The 22105-nt window shown below is 34.2% G+C and carries 12 protein-coding genes; all 12 read left to right on the forward strand.

All coding sequences use genetic code 11. The features are described 5' to 3' along the window. Positions 1-7: 7 nt before the first annotated feature. The 12 genes from B0A68_RS00640 (at position 8) to B0A68_RS00695 (ending at position 22070) form a co-directional block, all read left to right on the forward strand. Positions 8-553 carry a c-type cytochrome gene (locus tag B0A68_RS00640; RefSeq protein WP_035685745.1) on the forward strand — a complete coding sequence of 182 codons (546 nt, stop codon included), beginning with the start codon at positions 8-10 and terminating at the stop codon, positions 551-553. A 27-nt stretch (positions 554-580) separates the two neighbouring features. Next, the gene (locus tag B0A68_RS00645; RefSeq protein ID WP_035685743.1) at positions 581-2116 is read left to right on the forward strand and encodes a cation-translocating P-type ATPase; all 1536 of its coding nucleotides are present in this window, start codon (positions 581-583) and stop codon (positions 2114-2116) included. A gap of 19 nt (positions 2117-2135) precedes the next feature. After that, a complete protein-coding gene (locus B0A68_RS00650) occupies positions 2136-3320 on the forward strand; it encodes a cytochrome c oxidase subunit II (RefSeq protein WP_035685741.1) in 1185 nt (394 codons plus the stop codon). A gap of 31 nt (positions 3321-3351) precedes the next feature. Beyond that, a complete protein-coding gene (locus B0A68_RS00655) occupies positions 3352-5154 on the forward strand; it encodes a cytochrome c oxidase subunit I (RefSeq protein ID WP_035685739.1) in 1803 nt (600 codons plus the stop codon). A 108-nt stretch (positions 5155-5262) separates the two neighbouring features. Then, entirely contained in the window at positions 5263-6285 is a 1023-nt protein-coding gene (ruvB, locus tag B0A68_RS00660) for a Holliday junction branch migration DNA helicase RuvB (protein ID WP_035685737.1), read from the forward strand. A gap of 10 nt (positions 6286-6295) precedes the next feature. Further along, positions 6296-7642, forward strand: coding sequence for a cytochrome P450 (locus B0A68_RS00665; RefSeq protein ID WP_035685734.1), 1347 nt, complete (start codon positions 6296-6298; stop codon positions 7640-7642). Continuing rightward, positions 7642-8565: a tRNA epoxyqueuosine(34) reductase QueG gene (gene queG, locus B0A68_RS00670; RefSeq protein WP_035685732.1), complete on the forward strand. Its 924-nt coding sequence runs from the start codon at positions 7642-7644 to the stop codon at positions 8563-8565. The genes B0A68_RS00665 and queG overlap by 1 nt, the downstream gene beginning before the upstream one ends. Positions 8566-9076: 511 nt before the next feature. Next, positions 9077-15973, forward strand: coding sequence for a T9SS type B sorting domain-containing protein (locus B0A68_RS00675; protein ID WP_123947462.1), 6897 nt, complete (start codon positions 9077-9079; stop codon positions 15971-15973). Between the two features lie 50 nt (positions 15974-16023). Continuing rightward, positions 16024-16935 carry a PorP/SprF family type IX secretion system membrane protein gene (locus B0A68_RS00680; RefSeq protein ID WP_035685723.1) on the forward strand — a complete coding sequence of 304 codons (912 nt, stop codon included), beginning with the start codon at positions 16024-16026 and terminating at the stop codon, positions 16933-16935. Positions 16936-16945: 10 nt separating this feature from the next. After that, entirely contained in the window at positions 16946-18949 is a 2004-nt protein-coding gene (locus B0A68_RS00685; RefSeq protein WP_035685720.1) for an OmpA family protein, read from the forward strand. A 246-nt stretch (positions 18950-19195) separates the two neighbouring features. Further along, positions 19196-19621, forward strand: coding sequence for a CBS domain-containing protein (locus tag B0A68_RS00690; protein WP_035685717.1), 426 nt, complete (start codon positions 19196-19198; stop codon positions 19619-19621). A 157-nt stretch (positions 19622-19778) separates the two neighbouring features. Continuing rightward, complete coding sequence (locus tag B0A68_RS00695; protein WP_035685715.1) at positions 19779-22070, forward strand: NADP-dependent malic enzyme; 2292 nt, start codon at positions 19779-19781, stop codon at positions 22068-22070. Positions 22071-22105 lie beyond the last annotated feature (35 nt).

The raw sequence follows: 22105 nt of genomic DNA on the forward strand, positions 1-22105 counted from the left end.
TGTAGCTATGAAAAGGATATATAAAATAACACTTTTAGTTGGTATAACGATTTTAGTTTCTTCTTGCCACAATAATTCGGCACCAAACTATCAGTATTTCCCTAATATGTATGAGTCTGTAAGTTATGAACCTTACTCTGAGGCTAAAATATTTAAAGGAGGAAAAGAAGGGCAGCTTCCTGTAGAAGGAACTATTAATAGAGGTTTTGAACCTTATGAATATGAAAATTCAACAGCAGGTTATGAATTGGCAAAAGCTAATTTAAAATCTCCTTTGGATTCTAATGAAAGAAATTCAGGAAAAGGTAAAGAGCTTTTCGAAATTTACTGTATCAGTTGTCATGGTGCAACTGGAAACGGTAAAGGTAAGTTGGTTGAAAGAGAAAAATTTCTTGGAGTGCCTAGTTATAAAGACAGAGTTATCACAGAAGGAAGTATCTTTCACGTAGAAACTTATGGTTTAAATGCAATGGGTTCACATGCAAATCAATTAAGTGCCCACGAACGTTGGTTAGTTGCTGACTATGTTCTAAAACTAAAAAGCCAATTATAATTGTTGAACAAACTGATCGTAATAGATATGTATACATTTTCAAGTAAATTAAAAACTTTTTCTATCATTCTAATGGCCGTTGGTATATTAGGAATTGGATATGGTTTTTTAACTGCTCCTAAAAATATTGAAGAGGTGGAAACTCTTCTTGCAAAAGAAGCATCAGAGCACGGTGGAGGACATGGTGATGCTGTAGTAGCACATGAAGAATCTGCTAAAGAAGAGCACCATGAAGAAACTTCTGAGGCTCCTGCTAAAGAAGTAAAAGATTCACATTCCGAAATTTCTGTAAATAATGACTCAGTTATTGGGGGTAAAGATTCACTTATTGTAAAAGAAGAAGTTGCACATGAAGTAAAGTCTGAAGAAGCACATACTCCAGCTGTTAATCATGAAGTAAAAGGCGGAGGTCATGGAGATGTTTCTAAAGGACATGATCCTAAAGCACATGCTGAGCACGTATTGCACCAATTGCAAAACAAGCCTTGGTCTGCATTATATGTAGCTTGTATTTTCTTTTTACTGCTTTCAATGGGAGTTTTAGCATTTTATGCGATTCAACATGTTGCTCAAGCAGGCTGGTCTCCAGTTTTATTTAGAGTAATGCAGGGAATCACAGCTTATCTTCCTGTAGGTTCTGTAATCTTTTTTATCATATTAATATTATGCGGATTACATTTTAACCATATTTTCGTATGGTTAGGAAAAGGAGTTACTGTTCCTGGAGATCCAAATTATGATGCTATTATTGCTGGTAAATCTGGTTATTTAAATTTTCCTTTTTGGATAGCTAGAGCAGCAGTGTTCTTGTTAGGATGGAATTTATACCGTTATGCTACTAGAAAAAATTGTTTAGCTCAAGATGAGGCTAATGATGATTTGAATTATAAAAAGAATTTTAAACAAACTGCTGGATTTTTAGTGTTTTTCATAGTTTCTGAGTCTATTATGTCTTGGGATTGGATTATGTCTTTTGACCCACACTGGTTTAGTACATTATTCGGATGGTATGTATTTGCTTCTTTCTTCGTAAGTGGTATTACAACAATTGCATTGGTTACTGTATATTTAAAATCTAAAGGATATTTAGAATTTGTAAATACAAGTCATATTCACGATTTAGCTAAATTTATGTTTGGAATTAGTATTTTCTGGACTTACTTATGGTTTTCTCAATTTATGTTGATTTGGTATGCAAATATTCCAGAAGAGGTGACTTATTTTATAACAAGAATTCAATTATACAATCTTCCTTTCTTTGGAGCTGTTGTTATGAATTTTGTTTTCCCTTTATTAATACTAATTAATACAGATTTCAAACGTCTTAACTGGATAATTGTTATGGCTGGTGTTGTAATCTTATTAGGTCATTATCTTGATTTCTTTAATATGATTATGCCTGGTACAGTAGGAGATAAATGGTTTATTGGTGTTTCTGAAATTGCATCTATTCTTTTCTTCCTAGGATTATTTATTTTTGTTGTATTTACTGCATTAACTAAAGCTCCTCTGTTGGCTAAAAGAAATCCTTTCATAGAAGAAAGTAAACATTTTCATTATTAATATTTAAAGAAATAAACAGATGACAAGTTTGTTGGTAATTATAGTTGTAGTTTTATTAGCAGTTGCATTATGGCAATTGACCAAGATATTTGATCTTACTCAGGTAGGATCTGTTTCGGACGATTCTCAGGTTGCATCAGATAATGATAATAATATTCAAGGATATATTATGTTTGCTTTCTTAGCTTTCATTTATATATTTACAATTTACGGTTTACTAAAATGGGGTAATTTAGCACTTCATACTCCAGCTTCTGAGCATGGTATCTTAGTAGATAGTTTAATGAATATTACTTGGGTTTTAATTTTTACAGTTCAGGTTATTACGCAAGGTTTATTATATTGGTTCTCTTTCAAAAACAGAGGTCATAAAGATAAAAAAGCATTATTCTTTGCTGATAGTAATAAATTAGAGGCAATGTGGAGTATCATTCCATCTGTTGTTTTAGCTTGTTTGATTCTTTATGGATTATATGCATGGAATAACATTATGTTTGTTGATAAAGATGAAGATGTAATTGAAATTGAATTATATGCTCAACAATTTAAATGGACAGCCAGATACGCAGGACAAGATAATGTTTTAGGAAAAGCGAATGTTCGTTTAATTGAAGGTATTAACACTTTAGGTGTTGATATGTCAGATCCTAATGCTCAAGATGATATTGTCGTTAGTGAATTACATATTCCTAAAGGTAAAAAAGTACATTTCAAAATGCGATCTCAAGATGTTTTGCACTCAGCTTACATGCCTCACTTTAGAGCGCAGATGAACTGTGTTCCGGGTATGGTTACAGAATTTGCTTTTGTTCCAACTTATACAACGGCAGAATATAGAGAATTGCCTTTTATGGTAGAAAAAGTTTCTAATATTAATAAACTTAGAGCAGAAAAAAGTATTGAATTAGTTGCTAACGGTGGAACTGCTTTAGATCCTTATACATTTGATTACTTATTGTTATGTAATAAAATATGTGGAGCTTCTCATTATAACATGCAAATGAAAGTTGTTGTTGATTCTCCAGAGGATTATAAAAAATGGCTAAGTGAAAAAACTACTTTAGCTCAAGATATTAAAGCAGCAGCTGCTGCTGAAAAACCTACTGAAGAAGTTAAAGCTTCAAATGACAGCACTGTTAAAGATACTGTTAAAACAGTTATAGATACTGTTAAAGCTGTTGTGGCTAAGGTTGCAATGAAATAATATTTATTAAGAAAATTTAAAGTACACATATATGTCAGCAGAAGCACACGATCACGGACACGAACACGATCACGAGCACGAACATCATCATAAAGACACTTTCATTACCAAATATATATTTAGTATTGATCACAAGATGATTGCTAAACAATACTTGATTACTGGTATTGTTATGGGAATTATTGGTATTGCTATGTCATTACTTTTTAGAATGCAGTTAGCATGGCCAGAAGAATCTTTCAAAATATTTAATGTTTTATTAGGAGATAAATTTGCACCAAATGGTGTGATGGCCAACGATATTTATTTAGCTTTAGTTACAATACATGGTACTATAATGGTATTCTTTGTATTAACGGCTGGTTTAAGTGGAACTTTTAGTAACCTTCTTATTCCGCTTCAAATTGGAGCACGTGATATGGCTTCCGGGTTTATGAATATGATTTCATACTGGTTGTTTTTCTTATCTGCTGTAATTATGTTGTGTTCATTATTTGTTGAAGCTGGACCAGCTTCTGCAGGTTGGACGATCTATCCTCCACTAAGTGCTTTACCACAAGCGATCCCTGGATCTGGAACTGGTATGACTTTATGGTTAGTTTCGATGGCTATCTTTATCGCATCTTCTTTAATGGGATCTTTAAACTACATTGTAACTGTTATTAATTTAAGAACTAAAGGAATGTCTATGACAAGACTTCCTCTTACAATCTGGACATTTTTTGTAACAGCTATTATTGGTGTTATTTCATTTCCAGTATTATTATCTGCAGCTTTATTATTGATTTTTGACAGAAGTTTTGGTACTTCATTCTTCTTATCTGATATTTATATCGCTGGAGAAGTTTTACATTACCAAGGTGGATCACCTGTATTGTTTGAGCACTTATTCTGGTTTTTAGGACACCCTGAAGTTTATATTGTAATTTTACCAGCAATGGGACTTGTTTCTGAAATTATGGCTACGAATTCTCGTAAACCAATCTTCGGATACAGAGCAATGATTATGTCAATACTTGCAATTGCATTTTTGTCTACAATTGTTTGGGGACACCACATGTTTATTTCGGGTATGAATCCTTTCTTAGGATCTGTATTTACTTTTACTACTTTATTGATTGCAATTCCATCTGCTGTAAAAGCTTTTAACTGGATTACAACTTTATGGAAAGGTAATCTGCAATTCAATCCTGCTATGTTATTTTCTATCGGAATGGTTTCTACTTTCATTACTGGAGGTTTAACTGGAATCATTTTAGGAGATAGTACTTTAGATATTAACGTTCACGATACTTACTTTGTAATTGCTCACTTTCACTTAGTAATGGGTATCTCTGCACTTTATGGAATGTTTGCTGGTATCTACCACTGGTTTCCTAAGATGTACGGAAGAATGTTAAATAAAAACTTAGGTTATATTCACTTTTGGATTACTGCAGTTTGTGCTTATGGTGTGTTCTTTCCAATGCACTTTATCGGATTAGCTGGTTTACCAAGACGTTATTATACAAATACAAACTTCCCATTATTTGATGATTTACAAAATGTGAATGTTTTAATTACAACATTTGCTCTTGTAGGAGGTGCGTTCCAATTAGTATTCTTATACAATTTCTTTAGTAGTATTTTCTATGGTAAGAAAGCAGTTCAGAATCCATGGAAATCTACAACTTTAGAGTGGACTACTCCAGTAGAACATATTCACGGTAACTGGCCAGGCGAAATTCCTCATGTATACCGTTGGCCGTATGACTATAGTAACCCGAATCACGATGTAGATTTTGTTCCTCAAAATGTACCAATGAAAGAAGGTGAAGAAGTTTTACACCACTAAAAATATTTTAAAGGCTGTTCATTTTGAGCAGCCTTTTTTTATTTATAAAAATCCTTAAGGCCTAACTTTACTGTTTTACAAACTGATTAGTTTGTCTATCTTTGTAAAATGAATGAAAACTTAGATCCCACTACAAACGGATATAACTCAGAAGAATTAGATCTGGAAAAAAGACTTCGTCCGCTGTCATTTGATGATTTTGCCGGACAAGATCAAGTTTTAGAAAACTTAAAAGTTTTTGTTGCCGCAGCAAATCAGCGAGGAGAAGCGTTAGACCATGCATTGTTTCACGGTCCTCCAGGATTAGGTAAAACTACATTGGCAAATATTTTAGCCAATGAACTTCAAGTAGGAATTAAAATTACCTCAGGTCCTGTTCTTGACAAGCCTGGAGATTTAGCTGGTTTGTTAACGAATCTTGATGAAAGGGATGTTTTATTCATTGATGAAATTCATCGGTTGAGTCCAATTGTAGAAGAGTATTTATATTCTGCTATGGAAGATTTTAAAATTGATATTATGATCGAGTCCGGACCAAATGCAAGGACAGTTCAAATCAATTTGAATCCTTTTACACTAATTGGAGCTACCACCAGATCAGGTCTATTGACAGCACCTATGCGTGCTCGTTTTGGAATTTCTTCACGTTTACAATATTACACTACAGAACTTTTGACCACAATTGTGGAAAGAAGTGCCAGCATTTTAAAAATGCCAATATCCCTTGATGCTGCTATTGAAATTGCAGGTCGCAGTCGAGGAACACCTCGTATTGCAAATGCCTTACTCCGTAGAGTTCGCGATTTTGCGCAAATAAAAGGAAATGGGACTATTGATTTAGAAATTGCACGTTATGCTTTAAAAGCGCTTAATGTTGATGCACATGGACTTGATGAAATGGATAACAAAATTCTGCTTACTATTATCAGCAAGTTTAAAGGAGGACCTGTTGGACTTTCGACATTAGCAACCGCAGTAAGCGAAAGCAGTGAAACTATCGAAGAGGTTTATGAACCATTCTTGATTCAGGAAGGTTTTATTATGCGAACTCCTCGTGGTCGTGAAGTTACAGATAAAGCATATAAACATTTAGGTAAGATAAACACAAACATTCAAGGCGGATTGTTTTAACCCTTTAATAATGTCTGACAGCAGTAAATATAATTATCCTAAAAAGCTTTCATTAACTAGATTTTTTTTGGATGCCGAAGGAGTGCGAAAAAATCCCATTCCTTATCATACCACTTATTTTAATAATTTCGGAGATTCTTTTTCTATTAAAATCGGGCGCTCTCGACACATTATTTTGTCAAGGGACAATGAAGTTGCGCAATATATTTTACAGAAAAACCAAAAGAATTATCACAAGTCCAAATTTCAATCTGTTTATCTTTCAAAATATTTAGGAAAAGGACTTCTAACTGTTGATGGAGAGTTCTGGATGAAGCAGAGAAGACTTATTCAACCTGCTTTTCATAAACAAAAAATGAATCAGCTGGTTGGTAACATGCAGCAAACTATTTTGACTGAACTTGATGGATTAACCGAAGATAAAACCGTTGATTTGTTTCCTGTAATGAGTGAATTAGCTTTTAATGTTGTGGCTAAATCATTATTTCAATTTACTATAGCTGAAGAAAAATTAAATCGAATAAAATTTATTATTGAAGAAGTTCAAAATTTTTTAATCAAAGAAATTAGACTTCCTCATAAAGCTTGGTGGTTTGCAATAACGGGCCAGGTAAAAAAACATCTTAAACTGGCTGAAGAGAATAATTTAATTATTAAGGAAATTATTGAAGAAAGAAATGCTTCAAATAATGAAGTAAATGATTTGCTTAATATGCTTCTCGAAACACGTTATGAAGACACAGGTGAAGGAATGTCTATTGATCAATTAATAGATGAGATAAAAATTCTATTTATTGCTGGACATGAAACTACTGCAAATGCTTTAACTTTTACATTACATCTATTAGGAAACAATCCAGATGTTCAGCAGAAGATTATTGATGAAATTATAAAAATTGAATCAGAAACTAATGATGTAGTAGAGCAGCTTCAAAAAATGACATATACTAATGCTGTTTTAAACGAATCTATGCGACTATTTCCTCCAGCATGGATAACTGACAGACAAAATATTGCAGATGATACTCTAGGTGAATTCCATATAAAAAAAGGAACTTTAATTGGAGTTTCTTTTTATGAGCTTCATCGTAATACTAAATATTGGGACAATCCTGACGAATTTAATCCAGAGAGATTTCTTGGTGAACAAAAAAAACAGTCGATGCAGTATTTTTACCCTTTTGGAGCTGGCCCAAGAATGTGTATTGGAGCTGGATTTGCTATTTATGAAATGTGTCTGGCGGTTTCTCATATTGTAAAAAAATATAAGATTACTTCTGTTAGGAAAGAAATTCAGTTTAATCCATTAATAACATTAAAACCCGTTGATGTTGAAGTTGTTTTTTCTAAGAGGTGATGATTAATGCTAAAGAAACATACTCAAAATTTATAAAAGAAGAAGCCAAAAGACTTGGCTTTCTTTCCTGTGGGATCTCAAAAGCTGGATTTTTAGAACAGGAAGCGCCACGATTAGAAAATTGGCTCAAAAATAATAGAAATGGTCAAATGGCGTACATGGAAAACCATTTTGATAAACGTTTAGATCCGACTTTGTTAGTAGATGATGCTAAAAGTGTAGTGTCAATTTTACTAAATTATTACCCTGATATAGCGCAAAATGATGAAAGTTTTAAGATTTCAAAATATGCTTATGGGCAGGATTATCATTATGTGATCAAAGAAAAACTTAAGGAATTTCTCCATTCCATTCAAGAGAATATAGGTGAAGTTTCTGGCCGCGCTTTTGTAGATTCTGCTCCGGTTTTAGACAAGGCATGGGCCGCCAAAAGTGGTTTAGGATGGATTGGTAAAAACAGTAATCTGCTTACGCAAAAAGTGGGCTCATTTTATTTTATTGCCGAACTTATTCTAGATTTAGAATTAGAATATGATCATGCGACCACAGACCATTGCGGTTCTTGTACCGCGTGTATTGATGCCTGTCCAACACAGGCGATTGTTGCTCCTTATGTCGTAGATGGCAGCAAGTGTATCTCTTATTACACTATAGAATTAAAGGAAAATATTCCCTATGAAATGAAAGGGAAATTTGATGAATGGATGTTTGGATGTGATACCTGCCAAGATGTTTGTCCTTGGAATCGCTTTTCCAAGCCTCATTCAGAACCTTTATTTAATGCAAACCCAGAAATTCTTTCTTTTACCAAAAAAGACTGGGTCGAAGTAACTGAAGAAACTTTTCGAATTGTCTTTAAAAATTCTCCAATTAAAAGAACAAAATTTGAAGGGCTAAAACGTAATATTAATTTTTTGAAATAGATATTAAATTACAAAAAATTTACTTTTTATTAACATGTTGCTATTTAGTTATTTAGGTTTGTTTTTCTGAGTTTTTTCGTACGTATTTTTCTTACCTTTTATTGAATTTTTATTAGTTTAATTTGTAAGAATTTGAGATATTGATAATTATTGATGTAATTTTAACTATTTAATTATCAAATATTCATATTTAAGTCTTTAAAAAATTGCTAAACAGTCGTTAAAATATGTTGTTTAACGAGTTTCTGCGTAGTTTATCGGATAAAGTAGCTAGTAATTAGAGTGTTACATACTTTCGTTGCTCCAAACTACTATTAATCTATAAACACAATAGTGTAAGAACCTATCATGACTATGGTCCACACGCTGCTTAATCCTTATAAGAATCTTAAAAAGATTTTTACAGAGTTTAAATCCACTCATTCTATTTTTTCGTATTTCACTCAAATGCATAAAATCAAATTTGGTTTTGCTGCGTCTGATATTTCTGTTCCACAAATTCAAGTTGTTTATGCGTAACTCTACTTTTCTAAAGTTTAATTTATTTAAACTTAATTTTTTATTATTATTTTTTCTTGCAGCTAATTTTAGTGCATCAGCGCAGTTTTATACTAAACATTACATCGCGCCTGCACCTTGGCAGTATTTTAGTAAAGCAAATGAAATTGTGATTGCTACAAATTCTGCTGCTACAGTAAATGTTGTCGTTTCTAAAAGTGACGGTACTTTGGTTGCTAATTTAACAGCGACAAAAGGAGCGCCGGCAGTTTATAGATTTGCCGGATTACCTAAAGACGCGCCTGCATTAGAATTAAATAAAGTTTTGAATGCTGCAGGATTAATCGTGACAGGAAGCGAAGCTATATCCATAAACTTACGAAATGTAGCATCTGATGCTTTAGGCGGAGACGGAAGTGACAAGGATATTAAAGGAAATGCAGCATTAACAAGTTTTGGTGATGCAGGATTGGGAATACGTTACAGAATTGGATATTACAGAGATGGATCACTTGGTAATTTTAATAATTATGGAGATCAAAGACCTATTTACACCATTATGGCTATTTCTAATGGGACGTCTGTTAAATTAAATAATACTGTTATAGCGACTTTAAATGCTGGTCAGAGTTATTTGTTTAAAGCTCCGATTGGTTCTTTGGTAGAGTCTTCAAATATAACTGTGATGAATACTTCAGCGGCGATTGATACTCCTGATGGATGTGGAGATGGAGCTTATAATCAAATTCCGCCAGAGGCTGTATTGGGTTCAGAATATTTTATAGAAAGAGGAAAAGGAAACGATACTGCAGAACAGACAACTGTAGTAGCGACAAAAGCAAATACAACAGTTACGGTTGATACCTTTTCGGCAACAGGCGCACTTACAGCTACTGTAAATAAAACTTTAGTAAATGCAGGTGATTTTTTCACGTTCAAAAATGGTGTTTCTAATACTAATTTTTCAGCGTCAAGGGTTTTTGCAACTAATAATGTTGCAGTATATTCAGGTACAGCAAAGGATTGTGAAGTTGATATTTCTACCATTGCACCAGTTTCAGAATGCGGTGGCTCTAAATTTATTGAAACGGCCAAATTTAGAAATTATGGTGTAGGTTCGCTGCCCTATTTTGGATATGTGCTTCTAAAAGATGCAACAGCAAAAGTTTATGTAAATGGAGTAAATATTGAAACAAAATCTGGTGTTGCAGCTCGTCATCAATTGGGAACAACAGGTTGGTATCTAATTAATTTTGAAGACACTCAGATCGGAAGTCCAGATATTCTTTCTATATCAAGTGATGCGAAGTTAACAGTTTCGATTGTACAGCAGGGCGGTGGATTTTCTATGGCAGGTTTCTTTTCTAACTTTGCCGCTCAGCCAACAGATCCAACCTTAACTTATGTTTCAGGCGGTGGATGTACTAATAGTTCTGCTACCCTGACAACACCTTCTGGATTTGCGCCTTACCAATGGTACTATAACGGAACTGCAATTACGGGAGCAACTTCGGATACTTATGTAGCAGCAAAATCAGGTTCCTATTCTGTAGGATCTACTTTAGTTTGTGGTTCTATAACACAGTCAAAACCAGTTGCCGTTACATTATGCACAGATTTAGAAATTAAACAAACTGTTGATATTGCTTCGCCATGTGTAAATTCTAATGTAGAGTTTACGATTAAAGTAAGTAATTTGGGTGTTAATAATGCCACGGGTTTATCTGTAGATGATCTATTGCCTTCGGGTTTTACATATTTAAGTTCGGTACCATCTACGGGAACTTATAATGCAGCTTCAGGAGTTTGGAGTATTGGAGATTTGGATGCTTCTGCTGTTATTACCTTAAAAATTACAGCAACAGTAAAATCAAGTGGATCTTACACAAATACGGCTTCTCTAGCCGCTTCAATGGCTGATAATAATACAGCTAATAATTCTGTTGCCTTATCAATTACGCCTAAAGATACACCAGTTGCTTTATCTCTGACAGGAAGTGTAATTTGTGTTTCGCCAGGAGCAAATGGAACGATTTCGTCTACTGCTTCGGCAAGTGGTATAAATTACCAATTGTATAATTCAAGTAATACAGCCGTTTTAGCTTCAAAACCAGGAACAGGAGCCGCGCTTATCTGGTCTGGTCTTAGTGCGGGAACAGGATATTATGTAATTGCTGCTAACCCGACAACATCTTGTACAGCAACTAGTAATAAAGTAGATGTTGCAACAACTCCAAATCCTATTGCGCTTTCTCTAACCGGAAGCACTATTTGTGTTTCTCCTGGTACAGATGGGCAAATAAGTTCTAGTACTTCTGTAAACGGAATAAATTACCAATTGTATAATTCAAGTAATACTGCTGTTCAATCTGCAAAATCAGGTACGGGAGCAGCATTAAATTGGACAGGACTTAGTGCTGGAACGGGATATTATGTTATTTCGATTAATTCTACAACATCATGCACCGCTACTAGTAGTAAAGTAAATGTTTCTACAACACCAAATCCTGCTGCCCTTTCTTTAATAGGGAGTACAATTTGTAGTTCTCCAGGAACAAATGGAACAATTGTTTCCAGCACTTCGGTAAGTGGAATTAACTATCAATTATATAATTCAAGTAATGCAGCTGTACAAGCAGCTAAATCAGGAACAGGAGCAGCAATTACTTGGAGCAGTCTTAGCTCGGGAACAGGATATTATGTTATTTCAACTAGTACTACTGGAACTGTATGTACAGCAGAAAGTAATAAAGTTGATGTGTCAACAAAACCAACACCAGTAACACCAGTTGTAAATGTAATACAGCCAACTTGTACTCTTAGCACAGGTACAATTACAGTTACAAGTCAGAATGCAGGAGAAACATATAGTTTTAATGGGGTTGATTTTCAAACAGGAAACTCAAAATCCGGATTAATTGCAGGCAGTTATAATGTTATAATTAAGTCAGCTGGCGGTTGTGATTCACCGGTAAAAACTGTAGTTATTAATACACAGCCTTCAACACCGTCGCAACCTGTTTTAAATGTTATGAGTCAGCCGACATGTGCGAATCCCAACGGAAAATTTATTATTACAAATTATAATCCATCTTATACTTATACTATAACACCAGCTGCAGTTCAAAACGGAGACGAAATAACAGCTTCAACAGGAAGTTATAAAGTAAGTGCTGCTTTAGGAAGCTGTACTTCTGTAGATTCTTCAAATATTATTTTGTGGAGTGTTATTTGTGCTGTCAAAGAAAATCTAGGTCCTGTAAACGGCAGTATTGGAGGAACAACTTCTTCGCTGATTGCGGGTGATACATTCAATGGTGCTCAGGCTGTAATTGGTTCAGCGACAGGAGAGGTAACTTTAACCGGAACAGCTCCAACAGGACTTACCATAAATGCAAACGGAACAATCACCGTAAATGCAGGGACAAAAGCAGGAGATTATGACGTAACTTATACAATTTGCGATAACGATAATACAGGAAACTGCTCAACGGTTACATCAACAGTTACAGTAACGGCAGGAATTTTAGTAGCAAATCTTGATGATGCAGGATCTGTAGTCGGCTCAAACACAGCTCAGACACTTATTAATGCTTTTGACAATGATACTAAAAACGGAGTAAAATTAGTTCCTTCAGAGGTTACGCTTACGACTTCTACGCCAGATCCAAAAGGATATTTGACTTTAGATTCAAACGGGAATGCTGTTTTAGGCGCCAATGCACCAGCGGGAGATTACGAATTGACATACACCATCTGCGAGAAGCTAAACCCATCAAACTGCAGTTCGAATACTGTCAAAGTTACGGTGACTGCTCAAGTTATAGATGCAATTGAAGACGTTATAACTTCAATCAACGGAAATAATGGAGGCAAAACAGTATCGATAACAGCAAATGATAAATTAAACGGAAATACTGTAGTTGTTGGAACAGCCCTTGGAGAAGTTACGCTGAGTATTGTTGGAACTCTTCCGACAGGATTAACTCTAAATGCAAACGGAACAATTACGGTTGCACCAAATACTCCGGCAGCTAATTATAATGTAGAATATCGTATTTGTGAAAATACTAATCCGACAAACTGCGATTCAGTTACTATAATTGTACCAGTTACAGCAGGAAATCTTACTGCCAATGCAGATGCAGTTGCTTCAGTAAAATCAAGCAGTCTTGCGCAGACTTTGAGCGTAAATGTTTTTGATAACGATACTAAAAACGGAGTAAAATTAGTTCCTTCAGATATTACGCTTACGACTTCTACGCCAGATCCAAAAGGATATTTGGTATTGAATTCAGACGGTACAATAACTTTAGGCGCTAATGCACCAGCGGGAGATTATGAATTAACATACACCATCTGTGAGAAATTAAACCCTTCAAACTGCAGTTCAAATACCGTAAAAGTTACAGTAACCGCTCCAGTTATCGATGCAGTTGAAGACGTTATAACTTCAATCAACGGAAATAATGGAGGCAAAACAGTATCGATAACTGCAAATGATAAATTAAACGGAAATCCTGTAGTTGTTGGAACAGCTCTTGGAGAAGTTACGCTGAGTATTGTTGGAACACTTCCGACAGGATTAACCCTAAATGCAGACGGAACAATTACGGTTGCATCAAATACTCCGGCAGCTAATTATAATGTAGAATATCGTATTTGTGAAAATACTAATCCGACAAACTGCGATTCAGTTACTATAATTGTACCAGTTACAGCAGGAAATCTTACAGCCAATGCTGACGTAATTGCTTCAGTAAAAGCAAGCAGTCTTGCGCAGACTTTGAGCGTAAATGTTTTTGATAACGATACTAAAAACGGAGTAAAATTAGTTCCTTCAGATGTTACGCTTACGACTTCTACACCAGATCCAAAAGGATATTTGGTATTGAATCCAGACGGGACAATAACTTTAGGCGCTAATACACCAGCTGGAGATTATGAATTAATATACACCATCTGCGAGAAATTAAACCCTTCAAACTGCAGTTCGAATACTGTAAAAGTTACGGTGACTGCTCAAGTTATAGATGCAATTGAAGACATTATAACTTCAATCAACGGAAATAATGGAGGCAAAACAGTATCGATAACAGCAAATGATAAATTAAACGGAAATCCTGTAGTTGTTGGAACAGCTCTTGGAGAAGTTACGCTGAGTATTGTTGGAACTCTTCCGACAGGATTAACTCTAAATGCAGACGGAACAATTACGGTTGCACAAAATACTCCGGCAGCTAATTATAATGTAGAATATCGTATTTGTGAAAATACTAATCCGACAAACTGCGATTCAGTTACTATAATTGTACCAGTTACAGCAGGAAATCTTACAGCCAACGCAGATGCAGTTGCTTCAGTAAAAGCAAGCACTCTTCCGCAGACTTTAGGAGTAAATGTTTTTGACAATGATACTAAAAACGGAGTAAAATTAGTTCCTTCAGAGGTTACGCTTACGACTTCAACGCCAGATCCAAAAGGATATTTGGTATTGAATCCAGACGGGACAATAACTTTAGGCGCTAATGCACCAGCTGGAGATTATGAATTAACATACACCATCTGTGAGAAGTTAAACCCTTCAAACGGCAGTTCAAATACTGTTACGGTAACTGTTACATCACCAATATTTACCATCATAGCAAATGACGATCAAGCAGGTCCGGTTGATACTAAAAAAGATACAAGTGCAAATCTAAATATATTTGATAATGACTTATTAAATGGAGTTAAACCAAATCCGGCTGATTTAATTTTAACGGTTACAGTTCCAAATGCAAATCTTACATTAAATGCAGACGGATCAGTTAGTGTAAAATCACAGACACCATCTGGAGTTTATCAGTTAACATATCAAATTTGTGATGCAGCAAATACTGCAAATTGCAGCCAAGCGATAGTGAAGGTTACTGTTGCAAACAGCGTTGTAATAACTCCAAATCAAATTACTGCAGTAAATGACGGAATTATAAGTGTTGACGGAATAAATGGTTCACTTGAGTTTGTCAACATTTTGGATAATGATTTGCTAAACGGTTCGCCAATTAACGCTGCAGATGTAGTGATTTCTAATACATCTGCCAACTCTAATTTTGAATTTAACATTGACGGAACTGTTAATGTGAAACCAAATACACCGGGCGGAAGCTATGCACTAAGTTATCAGATTTGCGAAAAAGCAAATTCATCAAATTGTGCAACGGCTGTACTAAATGTTTTTGTAGAAGTTCCTTCTATTGCAATCATCAAAACAGCAATTTTTAATGATGAAAATGCAAGCGGATTTGCAAATGCCGGAGAAACCATTACCTACAAGTTCAAAATTACAAATACAGGAAATGTATCGCTGAAAAACATTATGGTTACAGATCTTTTACCAGGTATCGTAATGTCTGGACAGCAAATTGATTTAGATGTAAATGAAGTTGATGAAAACAATTTTGTTGGTCAATATGTAATCAAACAGGCAGATATTAATTCTGGAAGTATAAGCAATCAGGCAACTGTAAAAGGAAATAGTGTAAGAGGAGTTCTGGTTGAAGATAAGTCAGACGATTTAAGTAACACAGATGATAAACCTACAGTATTGCCGCTAAAAGGTTGTCAAATTAAAGTTTTCAACGCATTCTCTCCAAATGGAGACAATAAAAACACAAGATTTTATATTCAGGGATTAGAGTGTTATCCTGATAATACTGTAGAAATCTACAATCGCTGGGGTGTTCTGGTGTTCAATATAGATCGTTATAATAATGAAGACAGAGTTTTTAAAGGCTTTTCTGAAGGGCGTACAACAGTAAAACAATCAGACGGATTACCAGTAGGAACTTACTATTACATTCTAAAATATAGAGACAGCGACTCAAATTCTCACGAATTAACGGGTTACTTATACATCAATAAATAAAAAAAATAAAGAGTTTAGAGAATTGCTAAGCTCTTTTTAAAACTTATTAAATGAAAAAGATAATTTTATTTTTTGTTTTCTTTCCACTTGTATGTGCTGCGCAGCAAGACTCTCAGTACACGCAGTATATGTACAATACAATCGAGATTAATCCAGCTTACGCAGGTTCGCGTGGTGTATTAAGTGTTTTAGGATTGTACCGTACGCAGTGGGTTGGTCTTGACGGAGCGCCTGAGACAAGTACATTTTCAGTAAATACTCCTTTAAATAACAGTAATTTAGGTTTAGGAGTTTCTTTGGTCAACGATAAAATTGGGCCAACAAACGAGAACACACTTTCGGCTGATTTGTCTTATAGTATTCCTACTTCTGAATCGTTTAAACTGTCTTTTGGAATAAAAGCAACAGCTAACCTTTTTAATTTAGATATAAACAAGTTGAGTTTTGAAAATCAGGGTGATCCGCAGTTTCAAGATTTAAGCAACAAATTCACGCCAAATGTTGGAGCAGGTATTTACTGGCATTCAGATCGTGCATACGTAGGATTATCGGTTCCGAATTTTGTAGAAACCAATCGCTACGACGACAATGATACTGCAATTTTCAAAGAAAAAATAAACTACTATTTTATTGCAGGTTATGTATTTAATCTGGATCATTTAGAATACATAAAATTCAAACCAGCAGTATTAACAAAAATGGTCGAAGGAGCTCCTTTACAAATTGATGTTTCTGGAAATTTTATGTTTAATGACAAATTTGTAGTCGGTGTTGCGTATCGATGGAGTGCATCTTTAAGCGCAATGGCAGGTTTTCAGGTAACAAAAGGAATGTATGTTGGATACGGTTACGATCATGAAACTAGTAATTTAAGAAGATACAACTCAGGATCACACGAAATTTTCCTTCGTTTCGACTTTTTTAATAATTACAATAAACTTACATCACCAAGATTCTTTTAATTTATTAAATATGAAGATTAAAAATTTAGCTTATTCCTTTTTGTTTATTTGCTTTTTTTTCAATGTAAATGCCCAGACCGCTAGTGTCAAAAAGGCTGACAAACAATATGATAGTTACGCTTACGCGGATGCTGTAAAATCGTATGAAAAATTAGTAGAAAAAGGATACAAAGAAGAAAAAATATTCCAAAAGCTTGGTAATTCATATTACTTCATCGGTGAGTTAAAACAAGCTTTAAAATATTACGAAGAATTGTTTTTGTTGAATGATAACCAACAGGCAGATTATTTTTATAGATATTGTGAATGCTTAAAAGCAAGCGGAAACTATAAAAAAGCAGATGAAATTCTGGAAAAATTAAGCGAGAAAACCGTTTTAGATAACAGAACCGTTTTATTTAAGAAAAACAGAAATTATCTAGAAGAAATAAAATCAAATTCTGGTAGATTTGAGATTGCAGATGCTGGAATTAATTCTAAAGATTCGGATTATGGAAGTACTATTTTAGGTACTAAATTAGTTTTTACTTCTGCAAGAGATACCGGATCAATCATCAAGAAGAATTTTAGATGGACAAACAAGGCAATTTCGACGCTGTATGCTGTTGAAATGATGCCAGACGGAAGCATCGGAAAACCAATGTTTTTTCATAAAAAGAATTTGGCCGTAAACCTAAATCAGTCAACTCCTGTTTTTACCAAAGATGGAAAAACTATGTATTTTACCAGAAACAATTCTGTAGATGGTAAAAGAAAACAGAATGAAAATAAAATTACATTTTTAAAACTTTATAAAGCGGTATTGATTGATGAGGAATGGAAAGAAGTAAAAGAACTTCCTTTTAACAGCGATGAATATAGTGTGGCGCATCCAGCATTAAGTGCCGACGAAAGAACATTATATTTTGCATCAGATATGCCGGGAACTTTAGGACAGTCTGATTTGTTTAAAGTAAGTATAAATGCAGATGGAACATATGGAAAACCAGAAAATTTAGGCACTGAAATAAATACTGAAGGAAGAGAAACATTTCCTTTTATATCAGAAGATAATGAAATTTATTTTTCCAGCGACGGACGCCCGGGTTTAGGTGGTCTTGATGTGTACGTTTCAAAAATTGCCAAAGACGGTTCTTTTGAAGAAGTACAAAACGTTGGAGAGCCAATAAACAGCCGTCAGGATGATTTTGCTTTTATAATTAATAATAAAAACAGAAACGGTTTCTTTTCTTCAAACAGAGAAAACGGACAAGGACTTGATGATGTTTACAGGTTTACTGAAATTCGAAAATTGATTTGCGAACAAGAATTATCAGGAACAATAACAGATATAGAAACAAAAGAAACACTTGCAGGAGTAAGCTTGATTTTGTTTGATGAAACACGACAAAATGTTTTTGAAGCCGTTTCAGATCAAAATGGAAACTACATTTTCCCAAATGTAAAATGTGGTAAAAAATATACTTTAAAGACATCAAAAACCGATTACGAAATAAAAGAAATTCCAGTAATCATAAAAAGAGGAGCTGCAAAAACAACATTGATGGTTTCGATAGAAAAGAAAGCGAAACCCATTGTGGTAAAAAACGCAGTAATAAAGTCAATAAAAATAAATGCAGTAACAATCAAACCAATAGCCATTGGTACTGATTTAGCAAAATTACTAAACATTCCGATGAACTTTTTTGATTTAGGAAAAGCAACGATCAAAAAAACATCAGAACCACAATTAATGAAAGCGGTGGCAATATTAAAACAATATCCAACAGTACAGCTGGATATTCGCTCCCATACAGACAGCAGACAATCAGCAGAAAACAATATGATTTTGTCTGATAAAAGAGCAATCTCTACTAAAGAATGGCTGGTAAAAAAAGGAATTAACAGCAGCAGATTGACAGCAAAAGGATATGGAGAAACGCAATTAGTAAACAAATGCGCTGACGGTGTAAAATGTACAGAAAAACAACACCAGCAAAACAGACGAAGCGAATTTATTATTGTCGGTTTATAATGAAGATAATATAAAATAAAAAATCCCTTNNAAGGGATTTTTTATTTTATAAAAGGATGTATTTTAAAAACGCTGTCTTTTCTACAAAAAAGAATCAAAATAAGTATACTTCTTTAGCAGAAAAATCTTAAAACGCGAAATTTGGTATATTATGTTTAAAATGAGTTTGTTATGTTTTAAAAAGTAAGATTCACCGCAAGTTTTATTCATTATTTTTTTAACTTTATAGTTCTAAATTTTTCAGCTATGACAGTAAATCAAATTTTAAATTCAAAAGGAAAAAATGTTTATTCTGTACTTCCTTCCAATACCGTATATGAAGCGCTAAAAGAAATGGGAGAGAAGAATATAGGTGCAATTCTGGTTATAGAAGATCATGCTCTTAAAGGAATTTTATCTGAAAGAGATTATGCTCGAAAAATTGTTCTGAAAGATAAATCATCAAAGGAAACTTTAGTACATGAAATTATGGAAAGTACAGTCTTTACTGTATCCTTGGCAGATAATTTAGACGCCTGCATGGAGCTCATGAGTACTAAAAGAATTAGACATCTTCCGGTTTTAGAAGATGGAATTGTAGTAGGAATTATTTCTATCAGTGATGTCGTTAAAGCTATAATTGAAATTCAAAAAGATACTATCCAATATTTGAATTCTTATATTTCTCAGTAATATAAATTCATAAAAATCACTATTCAGAAGCGGTTCAGTGTAAGTTGAGTTGTTCCTGAAGGCTGTTTATTGTTATTTTAAGAAAAGAAAGCGGTAAAAGCATACCTTTTTAAACCAAGACTTATATCTTTGTAAGCTAGAATAAAAGCTAATAACAATGAATAAAGACAGTAAAAGAGAAGAGGCATTATTATATCATTCAAAGCCTACTCCAGGAAAAATTCAAGTAGTTCCAACAAAGAAATATGCAACTCAAAGAGATTTATCTCTGGCATATTCACCAGGTGTTGCCGAACCGTGTTTAGAAATTGAAAAAAACATTGAAGACGTATACAAATATACAGCAAAAGGAAATTTAGTTGCCGTAATATCAAACGGTACTGCTGTTTTAGGGCTTGGAGACATTGGTCCGGAAGCTTCTAAACCAGTTATGGAAGGTAAAGGCTTATTGTTTAAAATTTTCTCTGATATTGATGTTTTTGATATTGAAATTGGAACTAAAGACGTAGAAGAATTTATCCAGACTGTAAAAAATATTGCACCAACCTTTGGAGGAATAAACTTAGAAGATATTAAAGCTCCGGAATCTTTTGAAATCGAAAGAAGACTAGTAGAAGAATTAGACATTCCGGTAATGCACGATGACCAGCACGGTACTGCAATTATCTCTTCTGCAGCCTTAATTAATGCACTTGAATTAGCTGGAAAAAAAGCCGGAGATATAAAAATGGTAGTTTCTGGCGCAGGATCTGCTGCAATTGCATGTACTGATTTATATGTGTTATTGGGCGTAAAAGTCGAAAATATTTTAATGTTTAATAGTAAAGGACTTTTAACAAAAGACAATCCTGCATTATCAGACTTGCAGTTAAAATATGCAATAAACGGTCCTTCACAAAGTCTGGCAGAAGCCGTAAATGGTGCCGACGTTTTTATCGGATTATCATCAGGAAATATTTTGTCACCTGAAATGTTATTGACAATGAATGCTAATCCGATTGTTTTTGCAATGGCAAATCCAAATCCGGAAATCGATTATAATCTGGCTGTTGAAACACGCAAAGATGTTATAATGGCTACAGGACGTTCTGATTTTCCTAATCAGGTAAATAATGTATTAGGTTTTCCTTATATTTTTAGAGGAGCACTGGATGTAAGAGCTACAAAAATTAACGAAGAAATGAAAATGGCAGCTGTAAAAGCTTTAGCTATTTTGGCAAAAGAACCAGTTCCAGAGCAGGTTAACGTAGCATATGGTGCAACAAAATTAGGTTTTGGGCAAGAATATATTATTCCTAAACCATTCGATCCTAGATTGATTACCATTGTAGCGCCCGCAGTTGCAAAAGCAGCAATGGAATCTGGAGTAGCAAAAAATCCTATTACAGACTGGGCAGCTTATGAAGATGTGCTTCGCGAACGTATGGGGAACGATAATAAAATGGTTCGTTTAATTACTAACCGCGCAAAACTAGAACCTAAGAAAATTGTTTTTGCTGAAGCAGATCAATTAAATGTGCTGAAAGCAGCACAAATTGTTTATGAGGATGGGATTGGTTTTCCTGTTTTATTAGGAAATAAAGAGGCAATTTTAGAATTAAAACAAGAACTAGGTTTTGATGCTGATTTGGAAATCATTGATCCTAAAACTGATCAAGAAGAAGAAAGACGCAACAGATTTGCAAAATCATTCTGGGAAACAAGAGGACGCAGAGGTGTTTCTAAACTAGATGCTGAGAAATTCATGCGTGAAAGAAACTATTTCGCAGCAATGATGGTAAATGAAGGAGAAGCAGATGCACTTGTTACCGGATATTCAAGAAGTTATCCTTCTGTTGTAAAACCAATGCTTCAATTAATTGAAAAAGCACCTAATGCGTCTTTAGTAGCCACTGCAAACATGATGCTTACTTCTCGCGGACCAATGTTTTTATCAGATACAGCTATAAATATTAATCCATCTGCTCAGGATTTAATTAATATTGCAATAATGACTGCTAAAACAGCCAAAATGTTTGGAGTTGAGCCTGTAATAGCAATGGTTTCCTATTCAAACTTTGGATCATCGAGCAACGAAAGTGCTGCAAAAGTAAGAGAAGCAGTAGCTTATTTGCATAAAAATCACCCTGAGATGGTTGTAGATGGTGAAATTCAGGCAGATTTTGCTTTAAATCAAGAAATGCTGGAAGAAAAATTCCCTTTTTCTAAATTGGCAGGAAAAAAGGTAAACACCTTGATATTCCCTAATTTAGAATCTGCAAATATTACGTATAAATTGCTAAAAGAATTATATAAAGTAAATTCTATCGGCCCAATTATGATGGGAATGGGTAAACCTGTTCACATTTTTCAATTAGGAGCAAGTGTAGAAGAAATGGTAAATATGGCCGCAATTGCAGTTATTGACGCTCAGGAAAAAGAGCTTAAAAAAAATAAAACTGCTAAATAGTATATAAGGTAAGAATTCGGCAGTATTGTCTTATT

Origin of the sequence: Flavobacterium reichenbachii (assembly GCF_002217435.1) — a bacterium.
GTDB lineage: Bacteria > Bacteroidota > Bacteroidia > Flavobacteriales > Flavobacteriaceae > Flavobacterium > Flavobacterium reichenbachii.

Bases quoted from the DNA above. Each gene is read 5' to 3' on its own strand.
- B0A68_RS00640 (WP_035685745.1), top strand. From the start codon at position 8: ATGAAAAGGATATATAAAATAACACTTTTAGTTGGTATAACGATTTTA.
- B0A68_RS00645 (WP_035685743.1), top strand. From the start codon at position 581: ATGTATACATTTTCAAGTAAATTAAAAACTTTTTCTATCATTCTAATG.
- B0A68_RS00650 (WP_035685741.1), top strand. From the start codon at position 2,136: ATGACAAGTTTGTTGGTAATTATAGTTGTAGTTTTATTAGCAGTTGCA.
- B0A68_RS00655 (WP_035685739.1), top strand. From the start codon at position 3,352: ATGTCAGCAGAAGCACACGATCACGGACACGAACACGATCACGAGCAC.
- ruvB (WP_035685737.1), top strand. From the start codon at position 5,263: ATGAATGAAAACTTAGATCCCACTACAAACGGATATAACTCAGAAGAA.
- B0A68_RS00665 (WP_035685734.1), top strand. From the start codon at position 6,296: ATGTCTGACAGCAGTAAATATAATTATCCTAAAAAGCTTTCATTAACT.
- queG (WP_035685732.1), top strand. From the start codon at position 7,642: ATGATTAATGCTAAAGAAACATACTCAAAATTTATAAAAGAAGAAGCC.
- B0A68_RS00675 (WP_123947462.1), top strand. From the start codon at position 9,077: ATGCGTAACTCTACTTTTCTAAAGTTTAATTTATTTAAACTTAATTTT.
- B0A68_RS00680 (WP_035685723.1), top strand. From the start codon at position 16,024: ATGAAAAAGATAATTTTATTTTTTGTTTTCTTTCCACTTGTATGTGCT.
- B0A68_RS00685 (WP_035685720.1), top strand. From the start codon at position 16,946: ATGAAGATTAAAAATTTAGCTTATTCCTTTTTGTTTATTTGCTTTTTT.
- B0A68_RS00690 (WP_035685717.1), top strand. From the start codon at position 19,196: ATGACAGTAAATCAAATTTTAAATTCAAAAGGAAAAAATGTTTATTCT.
- B0A68_RS00695 (WP_035685715.1), top strand. From the start codon at position 19,779: ATGAATAAAGACAGTAAAAGAGAAGAGGCATTATTATATCATTCAAAG.